This window comes from Cellulomonas persica (genome assembly GCF_007989825.1).
Classification (GTDB): domain Bacteria; phylum Actinomycetota; class Actinomycetes; order Actinomycetales; family Cellulomonadaceae; genus Cellulomonas; species Cellulomonas persica.
The window spans coordinates 66,309-84,512 of record NZ_BJUA01000003.1 but is presented as its reverse complement, the minus strand read 5'-3'; the positions used below and the strand labels follow the sequence as shown (position 1 = coordinate 84,512).

17 protein-coding genes are annotated in these 18,204 nt (G+C 73.0%); 9 read left to right on the top strand and 8 right to left on the bottom strand.

The genetic code is table 11. From position 1 onward, the window contains the following. Positions 1-53: 53 nt before the first annotated feature. From CPE01_RS03885 to CPE01_RS03875, 3 genes are all read left to right on the top strand, one after another. Positions 54-743 (top strand): TetR/AcrR family transcriptional regulator, encoded by a 690-nt coding sequence (locus CPE01_RS03885; protein WP_186811399.1) that lies wholly within the window; start codon positions 54-56, stop codon positions 741-743. A gap of 90 nt (positions 744-833) precedes the next feature. Further along, positions 834-1,400: an RNA polymerase sigma factor gene (locus CPE01_RS03880; RefSeq protein WP_246783722.1), complete on the top strand. Its 567-nt coding sequence runs from the start codon at positions 834-836 to the stop codon at positions 1,398-1,400. Further along, positions 1,397-2,155 carry a hypothetical protein gene (locus tag CPE01_RS03875; protein WP_146805331.1) on the top strand — a complete coding sequence of 253 codons (759 nt, stop codon included), beginning with the start codon at positions 1,397-1,399 and terminating at the stop codon, positions 2,153-2,155. Before CPE01_RS03880 ends, CPE01_RS03875 begins: the two co-directional genes overlap by 4 nt. Positions 2,156-2,291: 136 nt before the next feature. On the opposite strand, the gene CPE01_RS03870 is transcribed toward CPE01_RS03875, so the two are convergent. Next, entirely contained in the window at positions 2,292-3,293 is a 1,002-nt protein-coding gene (locus tag CPE01_RS03870; protein ID WP_146805330.1) for a LacI family DNA-binding transcriptional regulator, read from the bottom strand. Between the two features lie 169 nt (positions 3,294-3,462). On the opposite strand from CPE01_RS03870, the gene manD reads away from it, so the two are divergent. Beyond that, complete coding sequence (gene manD, locus CPE01_RS03865) at positions 3,463-4,746, top strand: D-mannonate dehydratase ManD (RefSeq protein ID WP_371861978.1); 1,284 nt, start codon at positions 3,463-3,465, stop codon at positions 4,744-4,746. Further along, positions 4,743-6,902 carry an alpha-glucuronidase gene (locus CPE01_RS03860; protein WP_146805329.1) on the top strand — a complete coding sequence of 720 codons (2,160 nt, stop codon included), beginning with the start codon at positions 4,743-4,745 and terminating at the stop codon, positions 6,900-6,902. The genes manD and CPE01_RS03860 overlap by 4 nt, the downstream gene beginning before the upstream one ends. 19 nt (positions 6,903-6,921) lie before the next feature. On the opposite strand, the gene CPE01_RS03855 is transcribed toward CPE01_RS03860, so the two are convergent. From CPE01_RS03855 to CPE01_RS03840, 4 genes are all read right to left on the bottom strand, one after another. Then, the gene (locus CPE01_RS03855) at positions 6,922-7,641 is read right to left on the bottom strand and encodes a DUF624 domain-containing protein (RefSeq protein ID WP_222592864.1); all 720 of its coding nucleotides are present in this window, start codon (positions 7,639-7,641) and stop codon (positions 6,922-6,924) included. A 166-nt stretch (positions 7,642-7,807) separates the two neighbouring features. Beyond that, entirely contained in the window at positions 7,808-9,490 is a 1,683-nt protein-coding gene (locus CPE01_RS03850) for an ABC transporter substrate-binding protein (protein ID WP_146805328.1), read from the bottom strand. Positions 9,491-9,657: 167 nt separating this feature from the next. Then, the gene (locus CPE01_RS03845; protein WP_371861977.1) at positions 9,658-10,599 is read right to left on the bottom strand and encodes a carbohydrate ABC transporter permease; all 942 of its coding nucleotides are present in this window, start codon (positions 10,597-10,599) and stop codon (positions 9,658-9,660) included. A gap of 5 nt (positions 10,600-10,604) precedes the next feature. Continuing rightward, positions 10,605-11,615 carry an ABC transporter permease gene (locus CPE01_RS03840; RefSeq protein WP_146805327.1) on the bottom strand — a complete coding sequence of 337 codons (1,011 nt, stop codon included), beginning with the start codon at positions 11,613-11,615 and terminating at the stop codon, positions 10,605-10,607. A 299-nt stretch (positions 11,616-11,914) separates the two neighbouring features. On the opposite strand from CPE01_RS03840, the gene uxaC reads away from it, so the two are divergent. Together uxaC and CPE01_RS03830 are read left to right on the top strand one after the other, a co-directional pair. Then, the gene (gene uxaC, locus CPE01_RS03835) at positions 11,915-13,381 is read left to right on the top strand and encodes a glucuronate isomerase (RefSeq protein WP_246783721.1); all 1,467 of its coding nucleotides are present in this window, start codon (positions 11,915-11,917) and stop codon (positions 13,379-13,381) included. A 130-nt stretch (positions 13,382-13,511) separates the two neighbouring features. Further along, on the top strand, positions 13,512-14,879 hold the full coding sequence (locus tag CPE01_RS03830) for an alpha-amylase family glycosyl hydrolase (protein ID WP_146805326.1): 1,368 nt from the start codon (positions 13,512-13,514) through the stop codon (positions 14,877-14,879). Positions 14,880-14,907: 28 nt separating this feature from the next. Here the strand turns inward: CPE01_RS03830 and CPE01_RS03825 are convergent, their stop codons facing one another. Continuing rightward, a complete protein-coding gene (locus CPE01_RS03825) occupies positions 14,908-15,348 on the bottom strand; it encodes a MarR family winged helix-turn-helix transcriptional regulator (RefSeq protein ID WP_146805485.1) in 441 nt (146 codons plus the stop codon). A 138-nt stretch (positions 15,349-15,486) separates the two neighbouring features. On the opposite strand from CPE01_RS03825, the gene CPE01_RS03820 reads away from it, so the two are divergent. Then, positions 15,487-15,711: a hypothetical protein gene (locus CPE01_RS03820; protein ID WP_146805325.1), complete on the top strand. Its 225-nt coding sequence runs from the start codon at positions 15,487-15,489 to the stop codon at positions 15,709-15,711. 49 nt (positions 15,712-15,760) lie between these two features. Here CPE01_RS03820 and CPE01_RS03815 read toward each other — a convergent pair whose 3' ends face one another. Beyond that, positions 15,761-16,585 carry an alpha/beta fold hydrolase gene (locus tag CPE01_RS03815; protein WP_146805324.1) on the bottom strand — a complete coding sequence of 275 codons (825 nt, stop codon included), beginning with the start codon at positions 16,583-16,585 and terminating at the stop codon, positions 15,761-15,763. An 87-nt stretch (positions 16,586-16,672) separates the two neighbouring features. Further along, positions 16,673-17,503, bottom strand: a complete 831-nt coding sequence (locus CPE01_RS03810; protein ID WP_146805323.1) for a hypothetical protein — start codon at positions 17,501-17,503, stop codon at positions 16,673-16,675. Between the two features lie 155 nt (positions 17,504-17,658). On the opposite strand from CPE01_RS03810, the gene CPE01_RS03805 reads away from it, so the two are divergent. Next, the gene (locus CPE01_RS03805; protein WP_146805322.1) at positions 17,659-18,192 is read left to right on the top strand and encodes a type 1 glutamine amidotransferase domain-containing protein; all 534 of its coding nucleotides are present in this window, start codon (positions 17,659-17,661) and stop codon (positions 18,190-18,192) included. The last annotated feature ends 12 nt before the right edge of the window (positions 18,193-18,204 follow it).

The following is an 18,204-nucleotide window of genomic DNA, read 5'->3' as shown; positions in this document are numbered from 1 at the left end:
CGTCGTCCTGTGAAGTTGATCTCAGGTATCCGCTTGAGGGCTACCCTGTGCGCATGACCGAGGAGTCCCAGGCGAGCCGCCAGGCCCCGCGCGCCCCGTTGCGCCGCGACGCCGAGCGCAACCGTGAGCGCATCGTCGCGGCCGCCCGCGAGCTGTACGCCGAGCACGGACTGGGCGTCGGTTTCAACGAGGTCGCGCACCGCGCCGGGGTCGGCGTCGGAACCGTGTACCGCCGGTTCGCCGACCGCGCGGAGCTGCTCGACGCTGCTCTCGAGGTCCCGCTGCAGGACGTCCTCGCGGTCGCCGACGACGCCACGGCCGCACCCCGCGCGTGGGACGGCCTCGTGCTGCTCGTCACGCACATGACCGACCTGCTGGTGGAGAACATGGGCGTGCGCGACGCCGCCCTGGGCGGCCACGACGAGCTCCTGCCCGACGTCGCACGGAGCGTCGCCGACGTCGCGGACGCGCTGTTCGTGCGCGCCCACGAGGAGGGCGACCTGCGCGACGGCGCGACGAGCCAGGACGTGCCCATGATCCTGTGGATGGTCACCGAGCTGGCCAAGCACGCGACCGACGTCGCCCCGGACGCCTACCGTCGCTACGCGACGATCCTGCTCGACGGCCTGCGCGCCGGCCCGGACACCGGCCCGCTGCCCGGTGCGCTCGAGATCGACGACGTCCGGGCGATCTCACGCAGCTGGGCCGACTGGTCGGCACGCGCGCGTCCCCGTACCGCCTGAGCCGTCCGCCGCAGGAGCCGCCGGAGCTCGCCCCACCGGTCGCGGGCGTGGTGCGTGCAACCGCACGGCCGCGTCCGGACACTTCGAGGTGTGAGCGAGGAACCGATCGACGACACGACCGCGTGGCACGCGGCGTGCGCAGGTGACGGAGCCGCCTTCGGGCTGCTGTTCGACCGCCACCACGCACGCGTCCGGCGGCACGCGGCACGGCTCGTGGTCGCTGCGGCCGACGTCGACGACGTCGCCGCGAGCGCATTCCTCGAGCTGTGGCGCCGTCGCGCGAGCGTGCGTCTGGTGCGCGGCTCGGTGCTGCCGTGGCTGCTCGTCACCACGACGAACCTCGCACGCAACGCCGCCCGCAGCACGCGCCGCTACGAGGCGTTCCTCTCGCGGCTGCCACGCCCCGACGACGCACGCGACGTCGCCGACGACGTGCTCGACCGCCAGGCCGACCCGCGTCTCGTCGCGGGCCTGCGAGGCCTGTCGGCGACCGACCGCCGGCTCGTCGCGCTCGTCGTGCTCGACGGCCTGCCGCTCGCCGACGCCGCCGAGGCGGTCGGGGTGAGCGTGCCCGCCGCCAAGTCCCGTCTCCACCGGGCCCGCGCCCGCCTGCGCGCGGCCCTCCCCCAACCGACCCTCGAGGAGGTCGCACCATGACCGTCACGCCCGACACCCGCGACGCCTACACCGCCGCGCTGCGCTCCGCGCTCGTCGAGCACGTCAGCCAGTCCGCCCACGCCCGCACGCAGGCCCCCGCACGCCGCCACGCGGTGCGCTGGTTCGCGGGCGGCGCCGGGTTCGCGGTCGTCCTCGGCGGTGCGACGGCCGCAGCCGCCGGCCTCGGCCTGCTGCCCGGCAGCGACCGGGTCGACGACGTCGCCGACCCCGTGGTCGTCGCCGCGACCGGCCCTCAGGTCGTCGACCTGGGTGCACAGCCGTCCGACGCGACCCACGTCGAGCTCCAGATCACGTGCCTCACGCAGGGCGACGTCGGGTTCGCGGACGGCAGCAGCGTGACGTGCGGCGCCGGCGAGGTCACCACCTACGCGCTGCCGGTGACCGGTTCGGGGACGACGACGATCGACGCCTCCAGCACCCTGCGCTGGGAGGGCGTGTTCACCTACAGCCACCGTGAGGCGACCACGCTGGGCGTCAACGCGAACGGCGACACGTACGGCGTCCTCGGCTCGGACGCCGGCGAGCCGGACCTGGTGGCGGTCGAGGCCACCAACGGCCGCAGCGGCTACGTCTACGCGACCGACCTCGCCCAGGACACCCCGGCCAGCCCCGCGGACGCCGCCGCCCGGGCGGCGGACACCACGGGCACGGTGCGCGTCATCCCGGTGTACGAGTCCGACGGCGAGACGGTCATCGGCGAGTTCTACCAGGGCACGGACCCCGACCTGCCATGACGGCGACCGGCCCCTGACCGCGACGAGCCCGACGACCTCGGCCTCCCACCGGCACCCGGTGCCCGGTGGGGGGCCGAGGTCGTCGTCGGACGTCGCGGCTGCTCGTCGCGAGGGCGGTGCCCCGCGGACGCAGGGGTCAGGACCGGGCGGGGCCCGAGGACTCGCGGACGACGAGGTGCGTGGGCAGCTCGACCGGGGCGCCGATGCGGGGGTGGACCGGGTCGAGCGACGCGAGCAGCAGGTCCGCCGCGTGGTGACCGGCCTTCTCGAGCGGGGCGCGCACGGTCGTGAGCGACGGGCGGACCAGGTCCGCGCCGAACACGTCGTCGCAGCCGACGACGCTCACCTCGTCGGGCACGCGCACACCCCGGCTCTCGAGGCGCTCGAGGATCCCGAAGGCGAGCAGGTCGTTGAACGCGAGCACCGCGGTGACGCCGGACTGGACGACCGCGTCCGCGGCGGCCGAGCCGGCCTCGCGCTGCGGCGCGTAGGGGCCGAGGACGACGACCTCGACGCCGAGGCGGTCGGCGGCGGAGGTGAGCGCGGCGCGGCGGCGACCGTCGGACCACGACGTGCGTGGACCGCCGGCGTAGGCGATGCGGCGGTGGCCGAGCGAGGTCAGGTGCTCGAGCGCCTGCACGGCCCCGCCGGGCGTGTCGATGACGACGCTCGGGCAGGTCAGCGCGGGGAACGCGCGATTCAGGGTGACCATCGGGACGTCCGCGGACCAGGCCACCAGGCTCTCGTCGTCGAGCCGCGAGGCGGCGAGGATCACGCCGTCGACGGAACGCCGGAACGAGCGCAGCGTGCGCTCCTCCGCCTCGACGGACTCCTCGGTGTCGACCAGCACGTGCGCGTACCCGCCCTCGCGCAGCCGCGACTGCGTCCCGCGGATGACGCCGAAGAAGAACGGGTTGGCGATGTCGGGGACGACGAGCGCGACGGTCCAGGTGCGGCCCGAGCTGAGCGCACGGCCCGCGGCGGATGCCGAGTACCCGAGCTCGCGGGCGGCGTCGAGGACGCGCTGCGCGGTGGCCTCGCTGACGCGACCCGGCTTGGTGAGGGCTCGCGAGGCGGTCGAGACGGCGACGCCGCTACGCTCCGCGACATCGCGGAGGGTCGCTGCTCGTTCTGCCATCGGGTGCCTCCGGGCGAGGACGTGGGGGGCGTCGGTCCGCGCCAATCCTCGCCTGTCGACGCCGCGAAGGCAACTATGCGCAAACGGTTGCCAAGGGGTGAAACCGCTGGTTATCGTCACAGGGTCACAATCGGGCGGCACCGGCGCCGCCCCTGCGAGGAGACCCACCGTGAGCACCACGCCGCTCGCCCTGCCGATCGCCGTCCCCGAGCCTGCCGAACGCGATGCGATCGCGCGCGCCGAGGTCCTGGTGGCGAGCCCCGACCGCAACTTCGTCACGCTGCGCCTCACGACCGGCGACGGCCTCGTCGGTCTGGGCGACGCGACGCTCAACGGTCGCGAGCTCGCCGTCGCGAGCTACCTCGCCGACCACGTGGTCCCCCTGCTGCTCGGCCGCGACGCGCAGCGCATCGAGGACACCTGGCAGTTCCTGTACCGCTCGGCGTACTGGCGCCGCGGCCCGGTGACGATGGCGGCGATCGCCGCGGTCGACGTCGCGCTGTGGGACATCAAGGCCAAGCGCGCCGGCATGCCGCTCTACCAGCTCCTCGGCGGCGCCAGCCGCGCCGGGCTCATGGCGTACGGGCACGCCTCGGGGCGCGACGTGCCCGAGCTGCTCGACTCCGTGCGGCGCCACCTCGACGAGGGCTTCCGATCGATCCGCGTGCAGACCTCCGTGCCGGGGGTACGCACGGTCTACGGGGTCGCGAGCCAGCCGACGTCCACGGGCGGCCGCTACGACTACGAACCCGCGCAGCGCGTCCCCCTGCCCGTCGAGGAGGACTGGGACACGCGCGCCTACCTGCGCCACATCCCCACGGTGTTCGAGGCCGTGCGCGCCGAGTTCGGCCCCGGCCTCCCGCTGCTGCACGACGGTCACCACCGGATGCGCCCCATCGAGGCGGCCAAGCTCGGCAAGTCGCTCGAGCCCTACGACCTGTTCTGGCTCGAGGACTGCACGCCCGCCGAGAACCAGGAGGCGCTGCGCCTCGTCCGGCAGCACACCACCACGCCGCTCGCGATCGGCGAGGTCTTCAACACGGCGTGGGACTACCAGACGCTCCTGCGCGAGCAGCTGATCGACTACGTGCGCGGCTCGGTCACGCACACCGGCGGCATCACGGCCCTGCGCAAGATCGCCGACCAGGCCGCGATGTACCAGGTCCGCACCGGGTTCCACGGGCCGACCGACATCTCCCCCGTCGGCATGGCCGCCGCGCTGCACCTGGGCCTGGCGATCCACAACTTCGGCATCCAGGAGCTCATGCCGCACAGCGCGCACACGCTGGAGGTGTTCCGCACGAGCTGCACGTTCACCGGCGGCTACCTGCACCCGGGCGAGAGCGTCGGGCTGGGCGTCGACTACGACGACGAGGCCGCGGCAGCCTTCCCGTACGAGCCGGCGTACCTGCCGACCACGCGCCTGCACGACGGGACGGTGCACGACTGGTGACCGACCCGACCACGGCCGGCACGACGACCGGCGGCACGACCAGCACGACGAGCAGCACGACGAGTGCGCCGGGGTGGCACGCCGCGTGGCTCCCGGACGAGGCGCTGCGGCCCCTCGGCACGCGCGGCGTCCGGCTGCTCGCGACGGGCGACGACCCCGTGCTCACGACCGTGCGCGCGGAGGTCGCCCGCGCCGCGCAGGTGGCACGCGGGACGACGACGAGCGCGCCGGTCACGCTCGCGCTCGCCGCGGACGCGCTCGCGGCCGCGGGTCCGGGTGCGGCGCCGCGTCTGCGGACGGCGGCCGAGCACGCGATCGCCCTCGCCGAGCGTCCGGGCCTGGCGGGCACGCTCGGTGCGCAGGGGTTCGTGGTCACCCGCGACGAGGGCGCGCTCGTCGTCGTCGCGGCCCAGCCCCGCGGTCTGCTCGCCGGCTGGCACCACCTGGTGCGCACGGGCGGCGACACGTCCGGCGAGGCCGCCGGCGACCTCGCCGTGCACGTCCCCGCCCAGGCCGTGCGCATGCTCGACCACTGGGACAACCTCGCGGCGGACAGCCCGATGGGCCCGGTCGAACGCGGGTACGCCGGCGCGTCGCTGTGGTTCGCCGACGGGCGGGTGCGCGACGACCTCACGCGCGTCGAGCACTACGCGCGCCTGCTCGCGCACACCGGCATCAACGCCGTGTGCCTCAACAACGTCAACGTGCACGCGCGCGAGTCCGCGCTGCTCACCACCGGGATCGACCAGGTCGCGCGGCTGGCGACCATCTTCCGGGCGGCGGGCATCAGCACGTACCTCGCGGTGGACTTCGCCGCGCCGATCACGTCGGGCGCGCTGGACACGTCCGACCCCCTGGACGACGACGTGCGCGCCTGGTGGGAGCGCGCGTTCGCGGACGTGTACGCGACGATCCCCGACTTCGGCGGCGTCGTCGTCAAGGCCGACTCCGAGGGCCGGCCCGGCCCGTTCGCGTACGGGCGCACGCACGCCGACGGCGCGAACCTGCTCGGTCGTGCGCTCGCACCCCACGGCGGGACCGTGTTCTGGCGCGCGTTCGTCTACGACCACCGGCAGGACTGGCGCGACCGCGGCACGGACCGGGCGCGCGCGGCGTACGACCACTTCACGCCGCTCGACGGCCAGTTCGACGACAACGCGGTGCTGCAGGTCAAGCTCGGCCCGGTCGACTTCCAGGTCCGCGAGCCGCTGTCCCCGCTGCTCGCCGCGATGCCGCACACGCGCCTGGCGATGGAGCTGCAGGTCACGCAGGAGTACACGGGTCAGCAGCAGCACGTCTGCTACCTCGCTCCCTTGTGGCGCGAGGCGCTCGACTTCCGCCCGTGGGGTCCCGTCGGCGGCGCCGACGCTGCCGAGACCGACGCCCGCACGGTGGCCGACGTCGTGCGCGGCACGGACGCCCTCCCCGGCGGGCTCGTCGCGGTCGCCAACGTCGGCGACGACCCGTTCTGGACCGGCCACCCGCTCGCGCAGGCCAACCTCTACGCCTACGGGCGCCTGACGTGGGACCCCACGCTCGACCCGTCGGACCTGCTCGACGAGTGGGCCGCCCGCACGTTCCCGCAGGCGGGCCCCGCGGTCGCCCGCACCGTGCACGCACTCCTGGACGACTCGTGGCACGTGTACGAGAGCTACACCGCGCCGCTCGGCATCGGCTTCATGGTCCGGCCCGGGCACCACTACGGCCCCGACGTCGACGGCTACGAGTACACGCCGTGGGGCACGTACCACTTCGCCGACCGCGACGGGATCGGCGTCGACCGCACGCGCGCGACGGGCACGGGCTTCACCGGCCAGTACCCCGCGCCGTGGCGCGACGTCTACGAGTCGCTCGAGACGTGTCCCGACGAGCTGCTGCTGTTCTTCCACCACGTGCCGTACACGCACGTCCTGCACTCGGGCTCGACCGTGGTGCAGCACGTCTACGACACGCACGTCGAGGGCGCCGCAGCCACCCAGCGCATGCGTGACACGTGGCGTGACGTGCGCGGCGTCGTCCCCGACGAGGTGTTCGACCGCGTCGCGGCACGGCTCGACGAGCAGGTCCGCTCCGCCGCCGAGTGGCGCGACCAGATCAACACCTACTTCTGGCGCAAGTCCGGGATCCCCGACCCTCAGAACCGCGTCATCCCCTGAGGAGATCGGTCCGTGTCGCTCAGGCGGTGGGCGTCGCGTCCGCCGACGGGGCGACGAAGCGGGCGGTGGCGTCCTCGACCATCGACTCGCCGTTGCGGACCAGGTACGCGACGACGAGCGAGGCGAGCAGCAGGAGCAGGCGGTCGGAGACCAGGAGCGCGATCGCCGTCCCGACGAGCACGACAGCCAGGTTGCCGAGCGTCATGACGGGCTTGGCGCCGACGTAGTAGACCGCGAGCCGCACGACGTCGCGCGTCCGGAACGCGAGCAGCGAGGTCAGCACCAGCGCGGTGATCGCCCACACGAGCACGCCCGTGGCGATCACGAGCGACGCGAACGCCCAGGGCTGACCGACGGTCGACCCCGCGTGCTGCACGTTGACGCCGAGCAGCGCGAGGACCGCGAGCGTGGGCACCCACCACCGCAGCACGTCGAGCCAGTTCAGGCGGTACCCGCGCCAGAAGTGCCGCGCGGGCGCGAGGTCACGCTGCGCGCTCGTCGCCGACAGGTAGTCGCGCCACGCGTACACCGCCGCCGAGAGCGCCGGCCCGGCGGGGACGAAGCACAGCGCGACGAGCGGCGTGTTCGACGCGCTGCGGTCGAGCAGCAGGACCGCGACGATCCCGGGCAGCATCGTGAGCACGACCAGCAGCTCGATCATCACCGCCCAGTACACGGCCGCGGACCACCTCGACAGGGGCCCGGTACCGATCTCCGTAGGCGTGGCGAGCGCGTTCACTCCGACGACCCTCGCTGCGGCGCAGCAGCGCGACCGTCGCCGAGGACGTCGGCGACGACCTGTTCGGGACCCATGGACGTTCCTCCTCCGGGGGCGCCGACGGCGGGCCGGGTGCGCTCCGGCCCGCCGTCGGGCGGTCGATCCGGCCGTGCGGCTCAGGCCGTCGTCAGCCCTGCGCGCGCTCGAGCGCGGTGTTGTAGGTCGCGACGTACTGGTCCATGTTGAGGGCCTTGAGCTCACTCACGAACGTGTCCCACTCCGACATCGGACGCTGCCCCAGGATGAACGCCGCCGTGGCCTGCGTGACCGCGTCGGTCAGCGCCGTCTGCCACAGCGTGACCTGCTCCTGCTCCATCTCCTCGAGCGGCGCGGGCGGCGCGAGCGGCAACTCCTCCTTCGTCGACATCTCGTCCACGAACTGCTGGACCTCGTCGGACGACATGGACGCGAGCAGCTCGTCGGACGAGCCGTTCGCCAGCAGGAACACGCCGTTACTGAAGCCGAAGTCGGCGTTGAGCTTCTTGGTGCCCGTCGGGTTGATGCCGTTCCAGTCGATGTCCGGGTCGATCGTGCGGACGTCGCCGTCCTTGGTGTACGTGGTCCCCTCGACGCCCCACTTGGCGAACTCGAGGCCCTCGTCGGAGTAGTACAGCCAGTCCGCGAACTGCAGCAGCGCGAGGAAGTGCGGCTGCTTGGCGGCGTCGGCCGACAGCATGAAGCCCGACGAGCGACGGCTGCCCGACGAGACCTTGTCCCCGGCCGGCCCGGACGGCACCCGCAGCAGGTGGAGCGTCGCCTCGGTGCCCGCGTCCGCGAGCGACGTGCGGTAGGTCGTGATCTCCTGCGTGTTCCCGCTGATCGCCAGCGACTGGCCCGATGTGAACTTCTGGATCGCCGTCTCGTCGTCCTGCGTCACGGACTCCGGGTCCAGCAGGCCGTCGGCGACGAGCGACGCGAAGTACTCGACGAGCTGCCGGTAGCCCTCGGTCGCGGCCGCGTACTCGAACGTGCCGGACTCCTCGTCGTACCACAGGCCGTTGCCGAAGCCCCAGCCGGCGACCGTGTCGAAGTTCGGCGACGCGATCTGCAGCGTCGCGCCGAGCGGCACGTTGTTGTTCGTCGACCAGCGGTCGGACATCGGCCAGGCGTCCGGCTGCGCGGCCTTCAGCGTCGCCAGGTCCGCCTTGAAGTCGTCCCACGTGGCCGGCGCCTCGGTGATGCCCGCGGCGTCCCACTGGTCCTGCCGCGTCACGATCGAGTACTGCGGCTGCGGCGACTCGAACAGGCCGGGGAGCATGTAGTACTTGCCGTCGGCCTGCCGAAGGTTCTCGATGTACTCCTCGAGCTTCCAGTCCTTGACCTTCTGCTGGAAGTTCGGCATGTACTGCACGTAGTCGCTGATGGGCAGCAGCGCGCCGCCGGAGACGAACTGCGCCTCCTGCCCCGCATACGTCACGGGGATCAGCTCGGGCGCGTCACCCGCGGAGATGATGAGCGACTTCTTCGCGTCCCAGTCGGACAGCGGAGCACTCGTGATGTCGAACGACACCTGCTGCTTGTCGCGCAGCTCGCTGAACACGAGCCAGTCCTTGTTCAGCGGGTAGTTCGGGTGGTCGCGGTACAGCAGCGAGAACGTCACCGGCTCGGTCGCCCTGAACGTCGTCCCCACGGCGAAGTCCGTCATCGCACCCACGCTGTGCTCGGCGTCGATCGTCACGCCCTCGCTGGTCTCGCCGCCACCCGTCGGCGCGGTCGTCGGGTCGTCGCCCGACGAGCACGCCGCGGTCAGCGTCAGCGCGAGCGCCGCCGCGGACCCGAACGCGACTACCCTCTTCTTCGTCGATCTCATGGCTTCTCCTTCTCCGGGTGGAACGTCGTCGTCCTGCACGGTGGATGAGCTGATGACGGGATCGCGGGGCGCACGTCGGGGTAACGGCCCGGCGTGCGCCCTCTCGTCATTCCTGCGGTCATTGCTGCACTGCGGTCATTGCTGCACTGCGGTCATTCCTGGTGCGGTCATTGCTTCACCGCGCCGAGCATCACGCCCGACACGAAGTACCTCTGGATGAACGGGTAGAGGCAGACGATCGGCAGGACCGTGAGCAGCATCGTCACGGACTGCACGTTGGAGGCGATCTGCGTCATGTTGTCGAGCTGGCCACCCGTGATGGACGTCCCGGTGGTCACCCCCGCCATGAGGTTGCGCAGGTACACGGTGACCGGGTAGTTCGCGGCGTCGGTCATGTAGAGGTACGCCGAGAACCAGCTGTTCCAGAACGCCACGGCGTAGAACAGCACCATCGTCGCGAGCACCGCCTTCGACAGCGGCAGCACGATCCGGAAGAAGACGCCGTACGTCGACATGCCGTCGATCGCGGCCGCCTCCTCGAGCTCGTCCGGGAAGTTCTCGAAGAACGACTTCATGACGAGCAGGTTGAAGACGCTGATCGCGTTCGGCAGCACGATCGCCCAGATGGTGTCCTTGAAGCCGAGCGTCGTGATGAGCACGTAGTTCGGGATCAGACCGCCGTTGAAGAACATGGTCAGCACGGCGATGCCGATGAAGAACGTCCGGCCCTTGAGGTGCTTCTTCGACAGCGCGTAGGCGTACGTCGTCGTCAGCGCCATCGCGATCACGGTCCCGACGACCGTGTAGACCACCGTGTTCTTGTAGTTGGTCCAGAACATGTCGTCGGAGAGCACGACCTTGAAGGTCGTCAGGTTGAAGCCCCGCGGGACGAGGTTCACCTGGCCCGCGTTGATGTGGCCCTCGGAGCTGAACGCCTGCGCCACGATGTTCACGAACGGGTACAGGACGACCGCGCACATGAGCAGCAGCAGCGTGGCGTTCACGACGCGGAACGCGGTGTAGCCCTTGCCGTCCTTGGGGCGCACCCCGCGCCCGACGACCGCCACGGGCTTCGTCGGGCCGGCCAGGTCGGGGCTCGTCGTCGTCACGTCGGTCACCACAGCGAGGCCCCCACGGTGCGCTTGGAGATGGCGTTGGCCGACAGGATGAGCGTGAGCCCGATGAGCGCCTCGAACAGCCCGATCGCCGTCGCGTAGGACACGCTGTTCGAGACGATGCCGACGCGGTACAGGTACGTGGAGATGACGTCGGCCGTCGAGTAGATGACCGGGTTCTGCAGCAGCAGGACCTTCTCGAAGCCCACCGCCATGAACGAGCCGATGTTCAGGATCAGGAGCACGATCATCGTGGGCCGGATGCCCGGCAGCGTGATGTGCCACGTCTGCCGCCACCGGTTCGCGCCGTCGATGCGTGCGGCCTCGTAGAGCTGTCCGTCGATCGTCGTCAGCGCCGCGAGGTAGAGGATCGTGCCCCACCCGACCGTCTGCCAGACCTCCGACGTCAGGTAGATCGGGCGGAACCAGGAGGGGTCCTGGAAGAACGCGATGGCGTCCCCGCCGAGCCCGGTGATGATCTGGTTGAACGTGCCCTTCATCGCCGTGAGCTGGAAGATCATGCCGGCGACGATGACGATCGACATGAAGTGCGGCAGGTAGCTGACGGTCTGCACGAGCCGTTTGAACCGCGCCGAGCGCAGCTCGTTGAGCATGAGCGCCAGGATGATCGGCAGCGGGAAGACGACGACGAGCGTCAGCAGGCCGAGGACGACCGTGTTCCAGAACGCCGACCAGAACGACGGGTCCTGGATGAACATCCGCACGTAGTACAGCCCGACCCACTCGTCGCCGAAGATCGACGAGCCGGGTCGGAAGCGTCGGAACGCCACGACGTTGCCGAGGATCGGCAGGTAGCGGAACACCGCGAAGAAGATCAGCGGCAGGACCAGGAACGAGTACAGGCGCCAGTCGCGCCGCAGCTCCTGGCGCCACGTGCGGCGCACGGGCCGGTCGAGCCGAAGGGACGCCGCGCGCCGGGGACGGCGGATGCGCCCACCGGGCGCCGGCGCGTCGGCCGAGCTGGTGGCGCCTGCGATGTCGCTCGACATCCCGTGCTCCTCTCACCTCGTCGTGAGTCAGTGGCCCGATGCGCGAACCGCGTGCCGACCCCCACGCACGCGACGGGGAGGAGGCCGACAAACCGGATGGCTAACGGTTGCCAGACACTTTGCCACACGCCCTCCCGACCTGTCACCCACCCTCTGCCGACGACGCAGGGCGCGCCGCAGAGGGGTGCTCGCACTGTTGCGGGCGGTGGGGCGCAGGTGACAAACTCCGCGGCAAACGCTTGCACTCCCCGCAGATCGGCCGACGACGACGTCGCGTCGACGCGACCGGAAGGAACCGCGTGCCGCGCTCCGCCCTCACGCCGGCCGACCAGCTCCCCACGCTGGCGCTCCACCCCGACCGCGCGCTGCCGGCCGACCCCGGCGTGCGGTCGATCGCGCGCGAGCTCCTCGCCACGACGCAGGACCTTCCGCTCGTCTCGATGCACGGTCACGTCGACGCCGACCTGCTGCTCGACGACGAGCCCTTCACCGACCCGGCGTCGCTGCTCGTCACCCCCGACCACTACCTGCTGCGTCTGCTCGTCTCGCAGGGCGTCGACCTGGACTCCCTCGGCGTCCCCCGCAACGACGACGAGGCGGTCGAGACCGACCCGCGCGAGATCTGGCGGACGGTCGCGAGCCACTGGCACGTCCTGCGCGGCACGCCCACCCGGTTCTGGCTCGAGCACGAGCTCGTCGACCTCTTCGGCATCACGCTGCGACCGTCCGCACACACGGCCGACGTGACGTTCGACCAGATGGTCGCCGCGCTCGCGACGCCCGAGCTGCGCCCGCGCGCGCTGTTCGAGCGGTTCGGCCTCGAGATCCTCGCGACGACCGACGACGCGACCGCGACGCTCGACAGCCACGCCCGGCTCGCGGACGCGGGGCTGAGCGGGCGTGTCATCCCGACGTTCCGGCCCGATGCGCTGCTCCACCCGCTCACGCCGGGCTGGGGCGAGCGGGTCGAGCGCCTCGGCGAGCTCACCGGGACGACGATCAGCACCAGCACCACGTTCGTCGAGGCGCTCGCGCGGCGTCGCGCCGAGTTCGTCGCGCGGGGGGCGCTCGCGACCGACCACGGGCTCGCGACGCCGTGGGCCGAGCAGCTCCCCGACGACGCCGCGGACCGCCTCATGGCGGCGGCGCTGCGCTCGGCGGCCGGGGGGCCGGCGCTCGGCTCGGCCGGTGCGCGTGCCCTCGCCGGGCACCTGCTGTTCGAGATGGCGCGCCTGTCGTGCGACGACGGGCTCGTCATGCAGCTCCACCCGGGCGTCCTGCGCGACTACGACGCGCGGGTCGCCGCGCTGCGCGGGCCTGACGTGGGTTACGACATCCCCGTCGTCACCGAGTTCGTGCACGGCCTGCGGCCGATCCTCGAGGCGTTCGGCCACCACCCGCGGTTCCGGCTCGTGGTGTTCACCGTCGACGAGGACACCTACAGCCGCGAGCTCGCGCCGCTCGCGGGCGTCTACCCGGCGCTGCGGCTCGGTGCCCCGTGGTGGTTCCTGGACACGCCCGACGCGATGCGCCGCTTCCGGGAGGCCGTGACCGACACCGCGGGCTTCTACAACACCACCGGCTTCGTCGACGACACGCGCGCGTTCTGCTCCATCCCCGCGCGCCACGACCTCGCGCGGCGCATCGACGCGGGGTTCCTCGCACGGCTCGTCGCCGAGCACCGCCTCGACCTCGACGAGGCGCACGAGACGGCCGTCGACCTCGCCTACCGCCTCCCTCTCTCGTCGTACGCCCGCCCCTCCTGACCCCGGACACCCCTCACCCATCCCCACGACCCGCACCCGCTCCGGCCGACCCGCCCCAGAGCCTGAGCAAGCGCTGGGTCGGGACGGGGCCCGGGTCGTTCGCTGGGCGGGGCGGGTAGCGTGACCTGGGATGACGACGATCGAGGGCGGCCCGGGGCCGCGCGCTGACGCCTCCTGGGCCGCTCGCGCGCTCTGGTGGCACGTGTACCCCCTGGGGTTCGTCGGCGCGCAGATCCGTCCCGCCGATCCCGACGCGCACCTGGCCGGACCCGTCGAGCACCGGCTCGGGCATCTCGAGGCGTGGCTCGACCACGTGGTCGACCTCGGTCTCGACGGGCTGCTGCTCGGGCCGGTGTTCGCGTCGCAGACCCACGGCTACGACACGGTCGACCACCTGCGCGTCGACCCGCGCCTGGGCGACGAGGCCGACCTGGTCCGGCTCGTCGACGCCGCGCACGCCCGCGGGGTCCGCGTCGTGCTCGACGGCGTGTTCAACCACGTCGGCCGCGGCCACCCCGCGTTCCGGCTCGTCGAGGAGCAGGGACCCGGCGCGCCCACCGCGGGGCTGTTCCGGATCGACTGGACCGGGTGGGCCGCGGGGCAGCCCGTGCGTGCGGACGTGTTCGAGGGCCACGGCGCGCTCGTCGCGCTCGACCACGACTCCCCCGCGGTCGACGACCTCGTCGTCGAGGCGATGTGCCACTGGCTCGCGCGCGGCGTGGACGGGTGGCGGCTGGATGCGGCGTACGCCGTCCCGCCCGCGTTCTGGGCGCGCGTGCTGCCGCGCGTGCGCGACCGGTTCCCGGGGGCGTGGTTCCTCGGCGAGGTCATCCACGGCGACGCTCAGGCGATCGTGCGCGACTCGGGCATCGACACGCTCACGCAGTACGAGCTCTGGCAGGGCATCTGGCACGCGATCGCGGACCGGAACCTCTACGAGCTCGCGCACGCGATCGGCCGGCACGACGACCTGCTCGAGACCTTCGTGCCGCAGACGTTCGTCGGCAACCACGACGTCACGCGCATCGCGTCGGCGGTCGGTGCCGACCGCGTGCCGCACGCTCTCGCGGTGCTGCTGACGGTCGCGGGCACGCCCAGCCTGTACGCGGGCGACGAGTACGCCTGGATGGGCGTGAAGGAGCAGCGCGAGGGCGGCGACGACGCCGTGCGCCCCCGGTTCCCGCAGCGGCCTCCCGCACCGGACGACCTCGACGGCACCGCGCGGCGCGTGCTCGACGTGACGCGCACGCTCGTCGGGATGCGCCGTCGCCTGCCGTGGCTGACGACCGCGCGCACGGACGTGCTGCACCTCGACAACACGGCGCTGGTGCTGCGCACGGGGACCGGGTTCGGCGCCGTGGTCACCGCGCTCAACCTCGGCGACGAGCCGGTCAGCCTCCCTGCGGCGGACGCGCGCACGACGGTCGCGGGCGACGCGCACCTCGAGTCCGGCGTGGTGCACCTGCCCGCGCGGGGATGGGCCGTGCTCGAGGCGTGACGCGCGCGACGCTGCTCGGCGTGCGCTGCTAGTCGGCGCGCTCGCACGCGTCGAGCACGACGAGCGCGGCGTCCCGCACGTGCGCGACCTCCTCGGCGTCCAGCCCGAGCCGCTCGAGCATCGCGCCGGGGATCCCCACGGCCTGCTCGCGCATCGCGGCGCCGGCGTCCGTCAGCTCGATGACGAGCGCGCGCTCGTCGCGCGTGTCCGTGCGCCGCGCGACGAGCCCGCGCGCCTCGAGCCGCTTGACCAGCGGCGAGGTGGTCGCCGGCTCGAGGTGGAGGCGCGCCGCGAGCCGGACCAGCGACATCGGGCCGTCCTGCCACAGCGCCAGCATCGCGAGGTACTGCGGGTGCGTCAGGCCGAGCGGCTCGAGCAGCGTGCGGTAGGTCCCGACGAGCGCGCGGGCCGCGGCCGACAGCGCGAGGCAGACCTGCGCCTCGAGCGCGAGCGGGTCGACCGTGTCCACGGCCGGGGCGTCGTCCGAGCCGGCGACCGAGCCGTCGGCCACGGTGCTCTGCTGGGCGGTCTGCGTCACGGCTCACATCTTAGGAGACAGTTCGTGCACTTATAGTGAGTGCACACACTGATGGCACGAGGAGAGCACATGTCGCGGCGGGACAGCGAAGGCGGGCGGGTCACCGACTGGCTCGCACGCCACCTCCTCGGCCCTGCGCAGGTCGGCGACGGCCGTGAGCCCGTGCGGCCCGCGTCGGCCGACGAGCGCGCCCGCGAGCGCGAGCTGCGCACGAGCCTCGTGCGCGTGCAGGACGCCAGCGGCCGCACCTACCTCGTCGAACGCTCCGACGCGGACACGCAGGAACCGTCCTGACCCGCACCGTCTGAGCCGCACCGCCTGACCCGCAGCCGGTCCGAGGGCGTCAGGCGAAGGCCCCCCGCGCCAGCTCGTCGCGCAGCAACGCGGCCGTCTCCTCGACGGCGATGCCGTGCCCCGCACCGCCCGCGAGCTCGACGAGGCGCGCACCCGCGAGCCGCTGCGCGAGCTCCGCAGCCGACGCGCGCAGCGCGGGCCAGGTCTCGGCCCCGCACACGACGAGCGTCGGCACGTCCAGCGCGCACATCGCGGGCGTCGGGACGTTGGGCGCGGCCGTGAGCGTCGCGTCGTAGACGACGGTCTGCGCGATCTCCTCGAGCGCGTGCCACATCGGCGAGCTGCGCGCCTGCTCGACCACGTGCGCGGGGAGCCCGATGACCTCGCGCTGCATGGTGGCGACCGCGTCGCCCGGGTGCCCGTCGGCGATCATCCGCGCGAGCCGTCGTGGCGCGTCCTCCGCGGCCGCCGGCAGGCCACCGAGCGCGAACGGCGGTTCGTACAGCACGAGGGCCGAGATCGCCGCGCCTGCCGCCGCGGCGTGCAGCGCGAGGGTCGCGCCCGACGAGAAGCCGAGCACCGCGGCGCGGCCGCCCTCGGCGGCGATCACCGCGTCGAGGTCGTCGATCTCGCGCTCGACCGAGTACGTCGCGACCTCCTGCGGGGTGATCGCGTCACCGCTGTCGCCACGGCCTCGCCGGTCGACGAGCAGCATCGTGAACGCGTCGCGCAGCAGCGCCGCGAGCGGTGCCCACACGTCGCGTGTGGTGAACGCGCCGCCGAGGAGGACCAGCGGCGGACCCGTGCCCGCACGCGCGTACGCGATCGTCGTGCCGTCCGCGGACCTTGCGGACAGCAGCTCGCTGTCGGCCATGGCGTTCCCCTCGCCCCGGGGCGTGGACGTCCCGTCCGCTCTCACGGTACGACCGCACGTGCGGGACGACGAGCATGCGCGCCGCAGTCAGACGGGCGACGCCTCGAGGAGCGCGCGCCACGCGCGGTGGTGCTCGACGCACACGCAGCCCGGGGCACCGAAGGCCCGTGCGACCCGGTCCGCCTCGCGCTCGAGCACGGCCGCACCCTCGTCGTGGAACGTGTACTGCGCCCCGCCGGCCACGTCGGGGGTGTCCGTCTCGACCCCGATCGTCCACGGCACCCCTGCCGCCCTCGCGGTCTCGACCGAGGGACGCGCGAGCGCGACGATCCCGTCGTCGCCGTCCGCGTGGTCGCTGAACGCCACGACGACGACCCGGTCGACACGGCGCAGCACCGCGTCGAGCACCGAGCCGCCCTCGTCGGGTGCGGGGACGTTCACCAACCACCAGGGCGCGTCCGCACCCAGCGTCAGCGCGCTCGGCACGACCGCGCGGGTCGCGTCGAGCACCGCGAGCCAGCGCCGGACGCCGTCGTCGCGGTCGTCGCGCCAGCCCGGCAGCGTCCACGGCTCGACGTCGAGCTGGATGCCGTCGAGCCGCCCGTCGGCGGACCGCAGCGCCGCACCGGCCCACGTGGCCGCGAGCGCGGGTTCGTCGAGCCAGCCGGGGTCGCCGCCGAGCGCGTCGACGGCGAGGTGCCGCGCACCGAGCGCCGCGGCCGCCTCCGCGAACCACGCGCCGACCGGTCCCTCGTCGGCCGCCCACGGGGCCGCGAGGTGCACGCGCGTCAGCCCCTGCTCGTCGGCGAACGCGGCCAGCGGACCGGGTGCGGCGGGCGCGTACCCGCGGCCTCGTGCGTCCTGCGACGGCGGGACCGGGTTGTCCCACGCCCACATCGACTGCGTCGCCGTGCCCATCGCGCCGTCCCCCTCGCGACTCCCCCTCGCGACCGTCCCCCTCGACGGCCCCACTGGCGTCACCGTGGCACGCGCTCGCCGCACGCGCACGTCGGCTCGACGTGCCGACCGGCTCGAGGCGTGCCTAGCCTGGCCGCACCGAACCGGGAGGCATCATGACCACGACGCTCGACGACCGCACGGTCGCGTTCCTGCTCACCGACGGCTTCGAGGACAGCGAGCTCACGAGCCCGTGGGCCGCGGTCGAGGACGCGGGCGCTCGGGTCTCGCTGGTGTCGCCGGCCGACATCAGCGTGCGCGGCGAGCACGGCTACTCCCAGCACGTCGACCTGCCCGTGGCGACCGCCGACGCGGCCGACTTCGACGCGCTCGTCCTGCCGGGCGGTGTCGTCAACGCCGACGACCTGCGCGTCGACCCGGACGCCGTGGCGTTCGTCCGGGGCTTCGTCGAGGCGGGCAAGCCGATCGCCGTGATCTGCCACGGCGCGTGGATCCTCATCGAGGCGGAGGCCGTCGCGGGACGCCGGATCACGAGCTTCCCGTCGCTGCGCACGGACCTGCGCAACGCGGGGGCCGACTGGGTGGACGAACAGGTCGTCGTCGACGGTCCGCTGATCTCGAGCCGCACCCCCGACGACCTGCCCGCGTTCGACGAGGCCCTGGTCCGGGCACTCGCGACTCCCGCCTGACGCCCCGGCCCG